Here is a 12,263-nt window from a genome sequence, read left to right as displayed (position 1 = left end):
TTTCCACAATCAATTTCTACCTATTTCTATAAATTTCAATCTATTTCTATTATCTTATCTCCATATCACTCTTATCTCCTTATCCCCTTTCTTACACTTTTGATATATAGCCTGAACGGTTACATAAGATCTAATCTCTAATTCACTAATCTCTAATTCGCTTTTTGGTATGTGGAATTTGGTGTTTATTTGAGATTTGGTGCTTGGGATTTGGGATTTTTTACTTATCCACTGTGAGTAAAATTTTGACTAATAACTGCTATAGCACCTGACTGACAAATAGATAAATTAATTGGAGAGTGAAATGGATTGGATTCTTTCAAGGAATGAGGGAATTATCGGTACCGGAAATTGGAAGTTCTTTCCGAAAGAGTATTTGGAATTAGTTTTTCTTTCAGCAGATGATTGGAAAAAACAACTTCAGGGCGTTTCCAAACCTTGGCTATGCTGGTGTTTGGATGAGGAATGGTGCTTTGTTCAACAACAACTTGTCAATGCTATCGGATGGACGCCTGTTGTCGGAACAGACGGCAGATATCCAACCCCAAGACTTACTTCCCGCTCAATATTTATTGACTTCAACAATAGGCTGAAGTTACCGCTCATGTGGATGCATTTCCCTTTGGAGTTTGCCCATCTCTTCTCTAACATCCTCGCTTTTTGGCATTCGGATGTTCTCATTCCCGTCTCATTAATGAGGAAAATTGATATGGAATTTTCCAGAATCAGGGAAGGGCAATATATCGGAGTTCGAGCCAAAGTGGGCTTCATGCAACGAATAAATAGATTAATCAACGGTACCCCTCTTTTTTACAAACGTTGGTTTGAAATGATTGGATGCACTACCAAAGGGGCATCTCTCAGCCAGTTTCAAAATGGCTGTGGATGGTGGCGTCATATCGAAGACCATCCGAATACAACAAAGCGTGTTATAGATGCAAAACCCTATTTTGAGCATGGTGTTGGAATCTGGTTTTGGGAAAAATATTTTAAGGGAGAAGTCTCGGAAATACCCTTTAATATCAATCCCTATCATTACTCGACAAACAAGGCGGGCTATTATCGCCGTTACATGAATAAAAAGGTTGCCGGCAGTAAGGCAGATGAATTGAAAGAGAACTTTAATCTTCAAACAATCATAAGTGGATTGGAATTAAACAGTAATAAATAATTAGAGGGACACAGATGAAATACTGATTTTATTTTTTTATCCGTGCTAATCCGTGTTAATCAATGGCTGAATAGTTACTTTATTTCTATGTCTTCTCTGTTCCTCTGCGTCTCTGCGGTAAAGGACTACCTGAACGGTTACGATATTTCTAATCTCTCAAAGATATAATCAATATGTCGAATAAAATAGCCTAAATCAAAGCAAGCCTCTATTTCTTTAGCCTTCAAAACCTTTAATATTTCGCGGTCTTTTTTAAGCAAATCTTTAAATTCAATTCCTTCATCCAAAGACTTCATCGCATTTCGCTGGACTAATTTATATGCGTTTTCTCTTGAGAGTCCTTTGTATGCCAATGCTAATAAAACCCGTTGAGAGTGAATTAAGCCATGCGTTTTGTCAATATTTTTCCGCATATTTTCAGGATAAATGACTAAATTTTTAACCACATCCCTGAATTTAACCAGCATATAGTTGACTAAGGTAAAGGAATCAGGCAGGATTATTCGTTCAACTGAGGAATGAGTGATATCGCGTTCATGCCACAGCGGGATATTTTCTAATGAGGCGAGGGCGTTTGCTCGGACAATTCGGGCTAACCCAGAAATTCGCTCGCAAGTAATGGGATTGCGTTTATGCGGCATCGCGGAAGAACCTTTTTGTCCCTCTCCAAAAGCCTCCTCTACCTCTCGTATATCTGTGCGTGCCAGATTTCTAATCTCTGTAGCAAATTTATCTAATGATGAGGCAATGATGGCTAATGTCGTCAAAACCTGGGCATGTCGGTCTCGTTGAATAACTTGAGTTGAAACTTCTGCTGGTGTTAATCCAAGTTTATGACAAACATATTCTTCTACCTTTGGGTCAATCTGGGAGTATGTGCCCACGGCACCGGATAGTTTACCCACCCTGATACATTCCTTTGCCTCTCTAATTCTGAGTAGATTGCGTTGAGTCTCTTTATACCATAAGGCTAATTTTAAACCAAAGGTAATAGGTTCCGCATGGGCTCCATGAGTGCGACCTATCATTATGGTTTTTTTATATTTTATCGCCCCGGCGAATAATGTTTCACTTAATTTTATTAAGTCATCTTCGATAATACCAAGAGCCTCTATTATCATCAGAGATAATCCAGTATCAACCACATCATAAGAAGTAAGCCCAAAATGAATAAATCGTGATTCTTCTCCAACATACTCAGCGACATTGGTTAACAAAGCAATAACATCATGCTGGGTTGTTTTTTCTATCTCCTGGACTCGTTTGACATCAAATTTTGCCTTCTCTTTTATGACCCTAACTGCTTCCTCTGGAATATATCCTAATTCTGCCTGTGCCTCGCAGGCACAAATCTCAACATCAAGAATTTTTTGGTATCTATTTTCCAATGTCCAGATACCTGCCATTTGTGGTAATGTATATCGTTCTATCATTTTGGGACAACTCCTTATATTTGGTAAATGGTAACTGGTAATTAGTTACCAATTAACCGATTACTTACTTTTAATTTCGTAAAGCCCTATTATTATAACATTTATGATATAATTTTTCAAGAGAAATTTGTTAAAAAAATTATTACACCCAGCCATTTTACTTTTTTTCTTGCATTTAATTGAAGACTTTGGTATAATAAAAGTGTTGAACAAATAAGACGCGGAATTTGATTCTGGTAACTGTTGGTAATTAAATACCATTCGGCTGAGCTCACGACGAAACCATTTAACTAATTACCATTCACCAATTACCAAATGAAAAGGAGGGAAGCAAAATGAATTGTTTTGCCACAGCTATTGGCAGTCTGCCACATAGAGATATTGAAAAAACTATCACGCTCATATTAGATAACCTGCCAGATGTGCCTATCTGGCCCCAATTACCACAGTTGTCTTTTAAAGAAAATATGTATCTCCAATATAGTGAGAATTTGCCCTGTCTGATATGGGATGAAGAAAACCAGAGGATTTTCTTCGATACAACTAAAGATGTAGAATCCCAATTAGAAAAATTCTATCAAAACTATCTTGATAAGGAAATAGAGTATTTTAAAATAGGCGAGGATTATGCGGCGGGATTTTATGCTATGCTCGGGTATTTAAAAAAACAGATGCCTGCCGGAATTAAATTTATCAAAGGACAAATCACCGGACCTATTAGTTTTGGTTTGACGGTTCCTGATGAAACAAAAAGGGCAATTATCTATAATGAGCAATTATTTGACACGATAATTAAGGGATTGGCAATGAAATCAGTCTGGCAAATCACAAAACTTAAAGACCTGAATCTACCAATAATCATCTTCATTGATGAACCATATTTATCTGCCTTTGGTTCTGCCTATATTAGTTTAAGTAAGGAAACAATAGTTTCTTCTTTAAATGAAGTAATTAAAACTATTAAAGAAAATAGTAATGCCTTAGTTGGTATTCATTGCTGTGGTAATACCGATTGGTCAGTGCTTATGGAAACAAGCGTAGATATTGTTAATTTTGATGCCTACGAGTTCATTTTGAATCTTGCTTTATACCCGGAAGAATTAACCGTATTTTTAAATAGAGGGGGAATGCTTGCCTGGGGAATTGTTCCAAGTTCTGAAGAAATTCTGAATGAGAATGTTCATCCTTTATTTAGAAGATTCAACGAAGGGATAGAGCTTTTAGCCAGTAAGTTAGTCAGTCAGGATATTCCAAAAGACCTATTATTAAAAAATCTATTTATCACACCAAGTTGTGGAATGGGTTCTTTATCTGAAGATATTACCGAAAGAATCTTGAAGACAACATTTGACTTGACTAACATGATTCGGGAATAAGAGGACACACATTTTTGTAAATGATTACCATTTACCAATCACCAAATTAAGTATTCCACCTACCAGCAAGGTAGAAATAATCATGAATATTGTAGCTCTGAGCATGCCTGTTACCCCAAGTTCCTTTACCATGATAGCAAAGGTAGCCACACAGGGAAAATACATACCCAGGACCACAGCGGCAACGACCGTTTGAGAAAATGTAAGATTTAATGGAATAAGCATTCCTACCGCGACATCCTTTCGCAAAAACCCAAGCAAAAGGGCACCAACCGCTTCCTCAGGCAAACCAAAAACTCCTGAAATTAGAGGGGCAGTGAAATTTCCAACAACATCAATTATTCTAAAGGCATACAATATATTGGCAATCAATACGCCCAATAATAACCAGGGGGTTGCTTCTCGAATAAACCACCAGATTCTCATCCAGATTTTTTTTACCAACAGTCGAAAATATGGAAATCGATATGGAGGTATTTCAAGAAATATCTCCATTGATTCACCTTTTGTAATTTTGTTTAAGAACACTCCAGAAATAATTAAAACAATAAACAGTGTGCCAAATACTATCCCTAAACCCAATGCTCCATATTTGCCTATCAGTCCAATGAGCATTGCTGTTTTTGCCATACAAGGGATAGCAATAGCCATTAATGTTGCGGCAATAAACCTTTCTCGCTTTGTCTCCATAATTCTTGTGGCTAAAACACCTGGCACATTACACCCAAAGCCAAGCATCATTGGGATTATTGCCATGCCGTGCAATCCTAAACGGTGCATAATGTTATCAACTAACACGGCTAACCTGGGCAAATAACCTGAATCCTCTAAGAAAGAGAGAATAAGATAGAAGGCAAAAACATAGGGAAGCACTGCCCCAAACTCAACATAAAGCCCGGTGGTAAGAAGTCCAAATGACTCGCCAAAATCTACCTTCCCATCTGCCAATCTACCAATCAATATGTTGTGAATGAATCTATCACCACCTAAAATATTTGAGAGTTTTAAGATCAATGGCGCCCATAAATTCTCAAAAAATGGCTCACATACATAACCTATCAATCCCTCACCAATAAATCTAATTATCTGGAATGTGGCAAAGAGGACTATTAATGCTATGGGGATGCCTGTCCAGAAAGATATTGAGGCGTCTTGTAGTCTTTCTCTAAACATATGATGCCGATGGCTTATTTCTTCTACCCTGGCAGTAATATTACCAACCTCATGCCATCTCTCTACCTCCTCATAGTCATACTCTGCTATCTTTGCTTCTTTTATTTTGGATACCAATTCTTTAAACCCCTCGCCAGTTATGGCACAGGTAGGAATGCAAGGAACTCCAAGTGATTGTTCGAGTTTTTCCACATTAATCTTTATCCCGGTATGCTGGGCTTCATCCCAGAGGTTGAGGGCAACAATGATAGGAATTCTCTTTTTAAGCAATTGAAGTGTGAGATTCAAACTCCTTTCAAGATTGGTGGCGTTAACCACATTGATAACCATATCCCCTTCCTTAAGCATCTCAATAGCAACCTCTTCGGCTCTGGAGATAGGCTCTAAAGAATACACTCCCGGCACATCGATAACCTCAGCCGTCTCTCCACTAAACCCTAATTCCTCTGGTAGATGCATAACGCCTTTAGTAAATTCTACGGTAGTGCCAGGATAATTAGAGGTAATGACATGAACACCGGTAAGTCTTGAAAAAACTACACTTTTACCTACATTGGGATTACCCATTAGAAGAATTTTCATTGATTTCTTTCCCCTCCTCTACTTCTACCAATATCCTTGATGCTATCCCAAATCCAATTGCTACCTGGCTTTTTCCTGCCTCAACTACCGCTGGACCACGCATCGCTTGTTGACTTATCTTTTTTATCTCTTCACCAACTCTAATTCCCAAATTCTCTAATCTTAAACTCATTCTTGCTCCGCCCTGAATCTCTATTATTCTTCCTCTTTCTCCTATCTCCATCTGAACAAGAAAGATTCTTTTCCACATAAAATACCCTCCTTATATTGTACCTGTTTAGCGTGCTCAGAGAGCACAAATGAATGGTACTGACTTAGTGCGAAACCACTTCAAACACAACAAGTTGTGTAATACAAAAAATGCAAAATGACATATCAAATATCATATCAAAAATCAAAGAGCAAATATCAAAATTAAGGAATTCTTTTATTCTTATTTTTGATTTTTAATATTTAATATTTGATTTTTTATATTGCCTTACAAGTATTTTTGCATTTTGCTTTGTCCTTTTGATTTTTACATTTTGATATTTGCATTAAACTCCTTGTGGAATATTTCGCACCGGTATCCTATTGTTTAACAAAGAGTTACTTCTCAAATCAACGCAATTTGGAACACGCTAAACACGTACCCTTTATTGGCACTTTTCACAATAGCCAGTAGCTTCTATCTTGTGACCGTTTAATCTAAATTTATTTTTACTGCATATCCTTTCTAATTCATCTTCAATGATACCATTGTAAAACTCAATAACCTGACCACATTTCAAACAGACTAAATGCTCATGATGTTTATGTCCCAGGACATGTTCATAATGTAAATGCTGCTCAACAAATTCTACGGTTCTAATAAGGTTACAATCGATTAATAAAGGCAAGGTTCTATAAATGGTGCCTTTAGAAACCCTATTGCCACTTTTTCTTATCTTGAGAAACAGGTCTTCTGCCTCAAAATGACTATGGATTTCAAAGGCATATTTTAGAACTAATTGACGCTCAGGGGTAAATTTTAGTCCCTTTTGTTTTAAATAATCCCTAAAAACTTTTTCTTTGGTGCTCATTTTAATCCTCAATTGTAATTAAGATTTAATCTCAATTAGAATTGTAACAGAAAGCATTCATTTTGTCAAATATTTTTTTATTTTGGGTGCATGTAATAAATAGGGGAGCGTTCGAATGGCACTGACTTAAGCATTTTTTGAGCAGTTGGCGAACTGCTATGGACACCAGATGTGGTGGTAATGCTCATATAAAAAACGAATCTTTCTTGCTTAACCAACTCAACGCTAATAAGATACATAAAACAGTTACAATAGTTGGTCCTGAAGGTAAATCTAATAGGAAGGAGAGATGCAATCCCAAGAGGGTCGCTATTAACCCAAAGATTACCGAGATTAAGAATGCCTTTTTGAGATTCCTCACTGCTATAAGAGCACTTAGAGCAGGAATAACCATATAACCAAAGGTTAAAATTATCCCAGATGTCCTTATGCTGGTTGAAAATCACTATACCAAGAATTAGTAACCGTTCAGGCTATATATCAAAAGTGTAAGAAAGGGGATAAGGAGATAAGAGTGATATGGAGATAAGATAATAGAAATAGATTGAAATTTATAGAAATAGGTAGAAATTGATTGTGGAAAACAACAAATTTCCATAAATTTCTATTAGTTTCTATTAATTTCAATTTTTTTAATAATATCTCCCTATCTCCTTAATCTCCACATCTCCTTTTGTTACACCACCTGAACGCTTACTAAAATTTGGATTCCCGCTTGTGCGGGAATAACAGGTAGAAAAACAATCTATCAAATTATCAGCGACGGAGCACTAGCATAAAGGTTAACATAGTGTAAGAAAAGGAGATATGGGGATTATGGAGATTAGGAGATAAATTCATTCTAAAATTTTGGAAAGGACAATGAATAATCTCCATATCTTCCTTTATCTCCTTATCCCCTTTTGGACACCAAATCTGCATAGATTTCACTATTAGCGTTATTTTCAGACACCACCTTTAAACACCGAAAAACGCGAAAAAAAAGATATTTTCCTCTCTGGTTTCTCTGCGTCTCTGCGGTAAAGGACTACCTGAACGGTTACGGACAAATTAAGATAAAGGTCTCATCAGGGCGAGGATGACATCTTTCCATTGATAGTGGGGTTTGATGGGTTTTTGTTCCATACCGGTTTGATACAGGCAGACGCGGTTTCTACCAGCTTCCTTTGCCCAATAAAGTGCCTGGTCTGCCCTTGAAACTAACATCTTGGCATTAAATGACTTATCGTCTTCTTTATAGCAGGTCGATACCCCCAGACTGGCAGTTAAATTGAAAGATTTACCTTCAAATACCATCTGGTGTTTGGCAATTTCACTGCGTATTTTTTCTGCGACCAACATTGCCGCAGATTGACTTGTTTGCGGCAAAACAATGGTGAACTCATCACCGCCAAATCTTGTTACCCAGTCTGTCTTGCGAACTTTACGCTGGATTAATTGAGCAATAATCTTTATCAACCGATTTCCTGCCTGATGCCCATAAGTATCATTAAAGTATTTCAAATGGTCAAAATCTAAGACGATTAAAGAAAGTGGTTGATTATATCGCAGGGCTAACTCATATTCTTTATCAAAAAACTTCTCAAAATATCTAAAATTATAGACTTTAGTTAATTCATCCCGTTCTGCAGAATCCTTCATTTCGCCAAATAATCTACCCCGCTCTAAGGCAACAGATATTTGGTCGCCAATGATGGTCAGGAGTCTTTTTTCTATTGGAGAAAACTCATCTTTAGTAAAACTACAAACACTCAGGATGCCAATAATTTTATTTCCTTCTTTAATCGGAGCACTGATGAAGGCAGGGAGACGGTCCTCTTGTTGAGAGACAGATTTTACTACCTCACCAATAACCTCCAGAGAAATTAGTCTTTTTGCATCCTTTTTGCGTCGTGGATTCCATTGTAGCCATTGATTTAACATCTTTTGCTTTAAATCTTCGATTATTTTTTCATTAACCTGACAATTTCGTCGCAGGATTCCCTGAAGTTTTTCATCTTTTATAATCAGATAGGCGCCCAGATGATAATCAAGATATGTATATGTTTCATTGAGGATTAATTCAAGAATTTTTTCCTTTTCCATCATTTGAGATAATTCTTTAGTCATACGGAATAAGAAATTAAGTTCTCGTGTTTGGGCGCGAAGTTTTTCTAATTCTTCAGCCTGGGCGCGTAATTCTTTTAATCTTTCTTGTGCTTCAGTTTGTCCTTTGGTATCCTCAGCTCTTTTTGCCTCTGCCTCCTGGCGTAATGTCTCTTTAATCTCTTGCTTAACCTGATACAAAAGGTTTAACTTTGCCTGCTGAGCCTTCAACTCTTCTAACTCCGTATGTTCCGTTCTTGTTTTTTCTTTTGCCTTTTCTGCCTCAACCCTTAACTCTGTAATTAAAGCGGTTTGAGCCCGTAATTGTTCTAAAGTCGAACGTTCTTTTTTTAACCTCTCTAATTCCTCTATCTGTCTTTTTAGTCGTTGGTCCTGGATTTGTGTCTTAAGTTCATTTATCTGGGCAGTCAAGGTTTTTGTCTTTGTTTCTTCAGCCTCTAATTTAGTTTTTAATGACCTGGAATATGCTTCGAAGTCTTTTGGTTCAACACCAGCCGGCAATTCAACCTTAACCTTTTCCTTCAATTCCGTTACTTGTGATTTAAGCATTTCCATCTCACCAACTTGAGTTGTAAATTCTTGAATTTGCTCTGTCAGGGCTAAAACCTTCAAATTTTCAGCCTCAGCCTTGACTTTATACTCTTCTGCTCTCGAGACAGATTCTTTCATCGACTCAAGTTCGGCTTTTAATCTCTCTATTTCTTCAACCTGGAGTTGGGACTTCATAGATTCTTCTTCCAGTTTAGCCTTCAATTCTTCGCTGGCTAATTTAGCCTCTTCGGCGATTATTGACTGGGCTCGAAGCATCTCAATATCTTCTATTTGGGGTCTTGTGGTTATTTCAGCAATGGTTGCGTTTAATTTTCCTATCTCAGTTTCATAATCTTTTAGTTTTAATGCGTCTGCCTCAAGTTTAATCTTTATCTCATTCATTTCTTCAAGTTTAGGTCTTCTGGTTAATTCTTCCTCATAACTCGCTATTTTTTTATTTAATTCCTCGAGCACTGTCTTTTGTTCTTCAATCTGTGTGAGTAATTCTTCTGGAGGTTGAACTCTGGCTTTGCCCGATTCCTCTGCCTGGCGTTCAAGTTCCTTTATCTCTTCTCGTTTAACATTACAAAGTAATTCTAATTGTTCTGCCTCAGAGCGTAATCGGGCGACCTCGGCGGCTTTGAGTTCTTTTATCTTTTCCTCTTCTGAAGGATATGGGGATAAGTTCGTCAAAGCCTGGTTAATATGATGAGATATTTGTTCCAATAGTTCTAAGTCCTTTTGATTAAAAGGTCCGTGGGTATATTTATTATTAACACTAATCACGCCTACGACTTCATCTTTAACACGCAAAGGACAGGTAAGAAGTGATTTGGTGTAATATCTATTTGAGTGAAAAGTTCTGGTAAAACGCGGGTCATTGTCAATATCCTCAACTAATAAAGATTTACCTGTATTGATGACATATCCCACTACGCCTTCGCCAGCTTTCACTTTAGTCTTCGAAACAATAGGTATTTCCAATCCCACTGCGGCTTTCATTATTAATTCTTTAGTATCTTCATCCACTAACATTAATGAACATATCTCCGCACCCATAGCTCGGGCAACCATATTAACAATTAAAGAGTAAATATTCTCCTTACCGAGATTAAGGATAGATTCACGATTTGAACCAAATAATTGGTAAGATTCGGATATTCCTTTTATTTCTTCTTCTCTTTCGAGTAACTGCTCGCGTTTAAAAACCAATTCTATGGCTGATTGTGCCAGCAAGGTAATCAATTCTACTTCTATTTCAAGGACATCCATTGAGATAAGGTGGTCTTCTTTTTGAAGAATGGTTATAAAATCATCTGCCGGGAGATTAAACTTTCTGGCTATTTCTTGATAGGCTGAATAACCCACATCCGAGTTAGCAATCTGACAGCCGCCGATGGTTCCAACTACTTCTTTCCCAACTAATATTGGGCAGGCAAATCCTAATAGACCCGCATCACACATAATACAAACAGGCATTTTAGTCCGTCTTGCCTGCTGTAAGGTGAACAGGAAAGACTTCTCACATCTATTTGCCCCGCCGGGAGTGGATTTAATCATCTGGCAAAAATTCTTATCATCCTGTTTTTTAAAGTTGTAATGACCTTCTATGTCAATTAGCCAGCAAGAGGTAGAGCCTATCTTGTCCAGAATGACACTCTTAATTTTTTCCCATTCTTCGCTTTTCACAAATTTATTAAAAAGTTTTTTTAATTCACCATTTTTTATCATAGCAAGATGGTGGGGTCAGACCCCAAAGCCTCCTTAGTAACCTAATTCTTCTTTAGGTAAATAACTTGTTTTGATATTTAATTTCTCTGCAGATTTTTTTAAGGAATAATCTGTTGTAAAAATTATCGCTTTATATCTTTCTGCTATACAGAGTGAAAAAGCATCAACCAAACTAATATTTTGGGATTGGTAATGAATTTTGCCTGCCTTAAAAGAAAGATTATCGTCTAATTTAATTATGGAAGTACAAGGGAGTCCTTTTATCTTTAAAATATCTTGCTTAACAAAGTGTTCTTGTTTTATTTTAATCAATTGATAAAAAACCTCAGCTATCAGTGGTTCAAACAATAATAACTTTTTTGTTTTTTCTTGTATCTGTTGCCATATACAATACCACTTTTCAGGCACTTTCTTTTGGCATATAATCGCAACTAATATCATTGTGTCAAACAAATAATTTGTCATTGCTTTGGTTTTGTTTTCCTTTCACTTTTAGGGGGAATAGTGATACGTTGGATTTTAGGTTTCCCACCTTTATTACACACTACTAATATCCCTTCATCGTTTTTATTCAGGATAAAACACTCATCTGGACCTAATCGTTCATAAATAGGTTCCTCTTTTCTTTTTTCTTCTACTATAGACATTTTTACCTCCTCCTTAATTTTGAATGCTCTCGGATAAAACCTGTTCCTGTCCCTGATTAAATCAAGGATTCAGGAATTGAGCGTTGATTTGAGAAGTAACTCTTTGTTAAACAATAGGATACCGGTGCGAAATATTCCACAAGGAGTTTAATGCAAATATCAAAATGTAAAAAGCAAAATGACAAAGTAAAATGCAAAAGTACTTGTAAGGCAATAAAAAAAATCAAATATTAAAAATCAAAAATAAGAATAAAAGAATTCCTTAATTTTGATATTTGCTCTTTGATTTTTGATATGATATTTGATATGTCATTTTGCATTTTAATATTTGTAAGCGTTCAGGTGGTGTAACAAAAGGAGATGTGGAGATTAAGGAGATAGGGAGATATTATTAAAAAAATTGAAATTAATAGAAACTAATAGAAATTTATGGAAATTTGTTGTTTTCCACA

The 12,263-nt window shown here is 36.5% G+C and carries 12 protein-coding genes; 2 read left to right on the top strand and 10 right to left on the bottom strand.

Annotated features, from left to right (window positions below; genetic code table 11):
• Positions 1–304 precede the first annotated feature (304 nt).
• Positions 305–1,171 (top strand): hypothetical protein, encoded by an 867-nt coding sequence (locus AB1422_11375; GenBank protein ID MEW6619916.1) that lies wholly within the window; start codon positions 305–307, stop codon positions 1,169–1,171.
• 137 nt (positions 1,172–1,308) lie between these two features.
• On the opposite strand, the gene purB is transcribed toward AB1422_11375, so the two are convergent.
• On the bottom strand, positions 1,309–2,604 hold the full coding sequence (gene purB / locus AB1422_11370; GenBank protein ID MEW6619915.1) for an adenylosuccinate lyase: 1,296 nt from the start codon (positions 2,602–2,604) through the stop codon (positions 1,309–1,311).
• Between the two features lie 335 nt (positions 2,605–2,939).
• Here purB and AB1422_11365 point away from each other — a divergent pair, with 335 nt between their 5' ends.
• A complete protein-coding gene (locus AB1422_11365) occupies positions 2,940–3,980 on the top strand; it encodes a hypothetical protein (GenBank protein MEW6619914.1) in 1,041 nt (346 codons plus the stop codon).
• A 24-nt stretch (positions 3,981–4,004) separates the two neighbouring features.
• Here the strand turns inward: AB1422_11365 and AB1422_11360 are convergent, their stop codons facing one another.
• From AB1422_11360 to AB1422_11320, 9 genes are all read right to left on the bottom strand, one after another.
• Positions 4,005–5,735 (bottom strand): ferrous iron transporter B, encoded by a 1,731-nt coding sequence (locus AB1422_11360; protein ID MEW6619913.1) that lies wholly within the window; start codon positions 5,733–5,735, stop codon positions 4,005–4,007.
• The gene (locus tag AB1422_11355) at positions 5,713–5,985 is read right to left on the bottom strand and encodes a FeoA family protein (protein ID MEW6619912.1); all 273 of its coding nucleotides are present in this window, start codon (positions 5,983–5,985) and stop codon (positions 5,713–5,715) included. The genes AB1422_11360 and AB1422_11355 overlap by 23 nt, the downstream gene beginning before the upstream one ends.
• A gap of 385 nt (positions 5,986–6,370) precedes the next feature.
• Positions 6,371–6,796, bottom strand: coding sequence for a Fur family transcriptional regulator (locus AB1422_11350; GenBank protein MEW6619911.1), 426 nt, complete (start codon positions 6,794–6,796; stop codon positions 6,371–6,373).
• Between the two features lie 184 nt (positions 6,797–6,980).
• On the bottom strand, positions 6,981–7,190 hold the full coding sequence (locus AB1422_11345) for a metal ABC transporter permease (GenBank protein MEW6619910.1): 210 nt from the start codon (positions 7,188–7,190) through the stop codon (positions 6,981–6,983).
• Between the two features lie 63 nt (positions 7,191–7,253).
• Positions 7,254–7,394, bottom strand: coding sequence for a hypothetical protein (locus AB1422_11340; protein MEW6619909.1), 141 nt, complete (start codon positions 7,392–7,394; stop codon positions 7,254–7,256).
• 158 nt (positions 7,395–7,552) lie between these two features.
• The gene (locus AB1422_11335) at positions 7,553–7,717 is read right to left on the bottom strand and encodes a hypothetical protein (GenBank protein ID MEW6619908.1); all 165 of its coding nucleotides are present in this window, start codon (positions 7,715–7,717) and stop codon (positions 7,553–7,555) included.
• A 129-nt stretch (positions 7,718–7,846) separates the two neighbouring features.
• A complete protein-coding gene (locus AB1422_11330) occupies positions 7,847–11,164 on the bottom strand; it encodes a diguanylate cyclase (protein MEW6619907.1) in 3,318 nt (1,105 codons plus the stop codon).
• Positions 11,165–11,197: 33 nt separating this feature from the next.
• The gene (locus tag AB1422_11325) at positions 11,198–11,629 is read right to left on the bottom strand and encodes a PIN domain-containing protein (protein MEW6619906.1); all 432 of its coding nucleotides are present in this window, start codon (positions 11,627–11,629) and stop codon (positions 11,198–11,200) included.
• On the bottom strand, positions 11,626–11,811 hold the full coding sequence (locus AB1422_11320; GenBank protein MEW6619905.1) for a hypothetical protein: 186 nt from the start codon (positions 11,809–11,811) through the stop codon (positions 11,626–11,628). The genes AB1422_11325 and AB1422_11320 overlap by 4 nt, the downstream gene beginning before the upstream one ends.
• Positions 11,812–12,263: the final 452 nt, after the last annotated feature.

The sequence above is a fragment of the bacterium genome (assembly GCA_040757115.1).
In the GTDB taxonomy this organism is placed as follows: Bacteria; UBA9089; CG2-30-40-21; order CG2-30-40-21; family SBAY01; genus JBFLXS01.
The sequence above is the reverse complement of the archived record's forward strand: the minus strand, read 5'-3'. Positions and strand labels throughout refer to the sequence as shown.

What these genes read in the sequence shown, in the direction of transcription:
- AB1422_11345 (MEW6619910.1), bottom strand. Translation starts at nt 7,190, where the DNA reads ATGGTTATTCCTGCTCTAAGTGCTCTTATAGCAGTGAGGAATCTCAAA.
- AB1422_11320 (MEW6619905.1), bottom strand. Translation starts at nt 11,811, where the DNA reads ATGTCTATAGTAGAAGAAAAAAGAAAAGAGGAACCTATTTATGAACGA.
- purB (MEW6619915.1), bottom strand. Translation starts at nt 2,604, where the DNA reads ATGATAGAACGATATACATTACCACAAATGGCAGGTATCTGGACATTG.
- AB1422_11335 (MEW6619908.1), bottom strand. Translation starts at nt 7,717, where the DNA reads ATGCAGATTTGGTGTCCAAAAGGGGATAAGGAGATAAAGGAAGATATG.
- AB1422_11350 (MEW6619911.1), bottom strand. Translation starts at nt 6,796, where the DNA reads ATGAGCACCAAAGAAAAAGTTTTTAGGGATTATTTAAAACAAAAGGGA.
- AB1422_11355 (MEW6619912.1), bottom strand. Translation starts at nt 5,985, where the DNA reads ATGTGGAAAAGAATCTTTCTTGTTCAGATGGAGATAGGAGAAAGAGGA.
- AB1422_11360 (MEW6619913.1), bottom strand. Translation starts at nt 5,735, where the DNA reads ATGAAAATTCTTCTAATGGGTAATCCCAATGTAGGTAAAAGTGTAGTT.
- AB1422_11340 (MEW6619909.1), bottom strand. Translation starts at nt 7,394, where the DNA reads ATGGAAATTTGTTGTTTTCCACAATCAATTTCTACCTATTTCTATAAA.
- AB1422_11325 (MEW6619906.1), bottom strand. Translation starts at nt 11,629, where the DNA reads ATGACAAATTATTTGTTTGACACAATGATATTAGTTGCGATTATATGC.
- AB1422_11330 (MEW6619907.1), bottom strand. Translation starts at nt 11,164, where the DNA reads ATGATAAAAAATGGTGAATTAAAAAAACTTTTTAATAAATTTGTGAAA.
- AB1422_11365 (MEW6619914.1), top strand. Translation starts at nt 2,940, where the DNA reads ATGAATTGTTTTGCCACAGCTATTGGCAGTCTGCCACATAGAGATATT.
- AB1422_11375 (MEW6619916.1), top strand. Translation starts at nt 305, where the DNA reads ATGGATTGGATTCTTTCAAGGAATGAGGGAATTATCGGTACCGGAAAT.